The organism is Arthrobacter sp. H41, assembly GCF_000520535.1.
Lineage (GTDB): Bacteria > Actinomycetota > Actinomycetes > Actinomycetales > Micrococcaceae > Arthrobacter_D.
Genome location: NZ_KI914772.1, coordinates 23211 through 27781, shown reverse-complemented (window position 1 = coordinate 27781; position 4571 = coordinate 23211). Strand labels below are relative to the sequence as shown.

The following is a 4571-nucleotide window of genomic DNA, read 5'->3' as shown; positions in this document are numbered from 1 at the left end:
TCCGGCCGGGAAGCAGCCATAGGTGCTTAATCAGCGGGGGGTGCCGCGTCCGCGGGACGGCCCCCGGACAGCTGGCTCTCGAACATGCGAAAGTACCGGCCCCGCAGCACCACGAGCTCCTGGTGCGTCCCCGCTTCCACGATCCGGCCGTCCTCGAGCATGTAGACGACGTCGGCCTTCTCGATGGTGGCGAGGCGGTGGCTGATGGCCACGATGGTGCGCGATCGGTCGGCGAAGAGGCGCGAGAAGATCCGGTGCTCGGCGAGCGCGTCGATGGCCGACGTCGGCTCGTCCAGCACCACGAAGGGTGCGTTCCGGTAGAAGTTGCGCGCCATGGCGAGGCGTTGCCACTGCCCTCCGGAGAGGCCGCTGCCCTTGCGTCCCCGGGGGTCCTCCATCCAGTTGCTGACGTAGTTGTCGAACCCGTTCGGCATTTTCGCGATGAAGTCGGTTGCCTCGGCGTCGTCCGCGGCACGTCGGATGCGCTCGTCGTCGCGCGGCTGGTCCACATCGCCGAAGTAGATGTTGTTGGCAGCGGTGGCGAACTCGTACTTGAGGAAGTCCTGCGACATGACGGCGAGGTGGCGGTGCCACGACGCCGTCCCGAGGGAACGGAGGTCCTGGCCGTCGAGGAGCACCCGGCCCGCGCTCGGCTCGTAGAGCCCTGCCAGGACCCGGATCAGCGTCGACTTCCCTGCGCCGTTCTCCCCCACGATGGCGATGTGGCTCCCCGACCCGATGGTGAGGGAGATGCCCCTCAGGACCTCGGTGTTCCCGCCCTCGTAGGTGAAGTGGATATCCTGCAGCTCCACCGACGACGGCGCTCCCGCCAGTTCGCGGCGTGGCGAGGTGGCCGCCGGGAAGTCCAGGAACTGCTCGTAGTCCTTGAGGTTCGCGAGGTCCTCATCGATCGAGCTGAGCGAGGTCACCAGCGAGTTGGCGGTGCTGAGCGCCCGGCTGACGATCTGCTGCACGTACAGGAACTGGCCCACCGGCTGCGCCCTGGCGATGATCTGGCCCACCACCCAGATCAGGGCCACCACTTCCGCCCCGTACTGGAGGGTATCCGCGAGCAGCTGCTTGGGGATGTAGCGCCGCTGGAACTCGAGCCGGCGCTTCTCGTCGGCGTCCCGCAGCCGCGACCGCAGCTCCATGAGGTATCCCACGATCCCGTACAGGCGCATCTCGGCGATGTGCTGCGGCCGCATGAGATTGGTTTCGATCATGCGGCGCTGCCTGCGGGAGTCCACCTGCGTGTTCCAGTGCGCCATCTGCTCGCGCGAGAGCCGGAACTGCAGGTAGACGCTCGGGATGATCGCGACCAGGACGATCAGGGCCACCCACCAGCTGACCAGCAGCAGGGCGCCGATGGCGAGCACCACCGACGCGAGCTGCGTGAAGATCGCGGCGATCCGGTCGAGGACCCGGGCGTAGGAGTCCGAGAACCGCTTCGCGCGGTCATACAGGTCGACCGTCTCCTTGTCGTCATAGCGCCAGAACTCGAGGGCGAGGAACTTCTCGTACATCTGGTCACCCACCAGTGCCCCGACCCGGAAACTCAGGACCTGCTGGATATAGCGGTCAACACTCGTGAAGCCGCCCCAGAGCAAGCCGAGCGCTGCCGTGACCAGGACGTAGACGATGGCCTGACGCCCCGCCTCGGGATTCCCCGCGTACGCCTCGGCGAGGGCCGTCGTCGTCAGCGCCGCGAAGTAGGTGGTGACCAGCGGAAGGACGGCGGAGATGAGCGATCCCAGGACCTTCATGACGACGGCGCCCGGCGAGGCCTTCGCGCTGACCTTCAGGACCTGGCCCACGGCCCTGGCGTAGGGCCGCAGGGCGATGCGCCGCGGATGAACCGGCGGCACTCCCGGACCCGTCACCCGGGCGACGCCGTCCTGGAATGGCCGCAGGAGCTGCAGGGACCGCAGAGGCTGCCGGGGCCGCCTCTCCTGCCGCCGGACACGATGCTATTTGGAGCCGTAGTTGGGCGCCTCGACCGTCATCTGGATGTCGTGCGGGTGTGATTCCTTCAGGCCGGCGGAGGTGATCCTCACGAACTTCCCGTGGGCCTTGAGCTCCGGAATGGTGCGGGCGCCCGTGTAGAACATGGTCTGGCGGAGCCCGCCGACCAGCTGGTGCGCCACCGAGGCAAGCGGCCCGCGGTAGGCGACGCGGCCTTCGATGCCCTCGGGGATGAGCTTGTCATCGCCGCTCACGTCTCCCTGGGAATAGCGGTCCTTCGAGTAGGAGGTGTTCTTCCCGCGGGTCTGCATCGCGCCGAGGGATCCCATCCCGCGGTACGTCTTGTACTGCTTGCCGTTGACGAAGACCAGTTCGCCGGGCGCCTCCGCGGAGCCGGCGAGCAGCGACCCGAGCATCACGGTGTCCGCGCCGGCCACGAGCGCCTTGCCGATGTCGCCCGAGTACTGCAGGCCGCCGTCGGCGATGACGGGGACACCCGCCGGGATGGCGGCCTTCGCGGATTCGTAGATGGCGGTGATCTGCGGGACGCCGACGCCGGCGACCACGCGCGTGGTGCAGATGGAACCGGGCCCCACGCCCACCTTGATGCCGTCGGCACCGGCGTCGATCAGCGCCTGCGCGCCGTCGCGGGTCGCGGCCTGCCCGCCGATGACGTCCACATGCGCCAGGGACTTCTCGGCTTTCAGCTTCGTGATCATCTCGAGCACGCCTGCGCTGTGGCCGTTGGCGGTGTCCACGAACAGGGCGTCGACGCCGGCGTCGACCAGGGCCATGGCGCGGTCCCAGCCGTCGCCGAAAAAGCCGATGGCCGCGCCCACCCGGAGGCGCCCGTCGTCGTCCTTCGTGGACAGGGGGTACTGCTCGGCCTTGGTGAAGTCCTTGACGGTGATGAGGCCGCGGAGCACACCCTCACCGTCCACCAGCGGCAACTTCTCGATCTTGTTGACCGCGAGGAGGTTGATGGCGTCGTCGCCGCTGATCCCCACCCGACCCGTGATGAGCGGCATCTTGGTCATCACCTCGTGGACCAGCCGGTGGGGGAAATCGCGCTCGAGGACGAAGCGGGTGTCGCGGTTCGTGACGATCCCGAGGAGGCGCCCCTGTTCGTCGACGACGGGAAGGCCCGAGACGCGGTAGCGGCCGCACAGTTCGTCGAGTTCGGCCAGGGTGGCTCCGGGGCCGATGGTCAGCGGGTTGGTGATCATGCCCGATTCGCTGCGCTTGACGCGGTCCACCTGCTCGGCCTGGTCGGCGATGGACAGGTTGCGGTGGATCACGCCGAGCCCGCCCTGGCGCGCCATCGCGATGGCCATGCGCGCCTCGGTGACGGTGTCCATCGCGGAGGACAGCAGCGGAGTCCGCACCGTGATGCGCCGTGAGATGCGCGACGACGTGTCGGCCTCGGACGGGATGACGTCGGTGTACCCGGGAAGCAGCAGGACATCGTCATAGGTGAGGCCGATGAATCCGAAGGGATCGTGGGCTTCGTTCTGCGCGGACAGCTGGGTCACTACTGGAGCCTCTTTCGGTGTCACCGGGGGTGGGGTGCCTGCGGGTAGCCGGCGGGCAGTACCTCAAGTCTAGAACGGATCAAAGTGGCGCTCTATTCCGGAGCCGGTGCCGTTGGACACACCGAGGACCGAATGCTCACCAGCCGGTCAGGGCCCGGAACCTCTCCTCGAACACCGGCACCGTGGTCAGCACGTAGGTCCTGCTCAGGTGGTCCCGGTCGATATACACGCGGACGTTGCCGATGACGCCCGGGCAGGTGGAGCCGATGCACAGCTGGTCGGTCATATCCAGGACCCCGATCCGGGGCTCGGTTTCCGTCAGCGCGGCCAACGGGGATTCCGCGGCCAGCAGCTGATCCCGGGGCAGCGCGCACGCTGCGGAGTCGAGTGCGTTCTCCGCCGTGCACTCGGCCATGTCGAATTGGAACCGGGGCGAATCCCGCACGGCCACGACGGCGATCCCCTGCTCGAGCAGGGGGCGCATCCCCTCCGCGAAACCGGCCGGCACCGTCTCCTCGGGCGAACTCCACTCGGTCTTCGACCCGACGGTCACTACAGCATCGGGCGCCAGCGCGAGGGCGTACTGAAGGGCTGCGGCATTGAACGCGTTGCACTCCGGATCCTCCGCCTCCCCCTCGGCCACGAACCTGCAGTTGGGCCTGTGCAGCGACACCGCGTTCCAGTCGTTGCTCTTCGCGATGGCTCCCACCGCCGTCATCCACATCTGGGAGTGGGAGTCGCCGAGCACCAGCACCGTGCGCTCCGGCGTCGCCGAGTTCCCGGCGTGGACGCACGAGTCGAGCAACGGGTCCGACGGCGCGAGCGCGCCCTCGCACTCGCCGTCGACGGCGGCCCATTCGGCACCCAGGCTGCTCGTGGTCGGCTTCACGAGCGCGTCGGGTGCCCCGAGAAAGGAGAAGTCCGGCGCCAGCGCGAGGGCACCGGGATTGTCGAAGATGGTCTGTTGCTCCACCGCTTTCTCCTGCGCCTGCACCTGGTACTCCCAGCCCGAGAGGGGCACCACGACGACGGCGAGCGCCGCGGCCACCACCAGTCCCGTGCGACGACGGCGGG

Annotated in this window: 3 protein-coding genes; all 3 read right to left on the bottom strand. The window is 68.3% G+C overall.

The window, feature by feature from the left end; genetic code table 11:
* Positions 1–26: 26 nt before the first annotated feature.
* Positions 27–1883, bottom strand: coding sequence for an ABC transporter ATP-binding protein (locus Y705_RS17260; protein WP_049822241.1), 1857 nt, complete (start codon positions 1881–1883; stop codon positions 27–29).
* An 87-nt stretch (positions 1884–1970) separates the two neighbouring features.
* Complete coding sequence (gene guaB / locus Y705_RS0103925; protein WP_026531897.1) at positions 1971–3497, bottom strand: IMP dehydrogenase; 1527 nt, start codon at positions 3495–3497, stop codon at positions 1971–1973.
* A 136-nt stretch (positions 3498–3633) separates the two neighbouring features.
* Positions 3634–4571: SGNH hydrolase domain-containing protein (locus Y705_RS17255; protein ID WP_275450797.1), on the bottom strand; the 938-nt coding region annotated here is incomplete at its 5' end.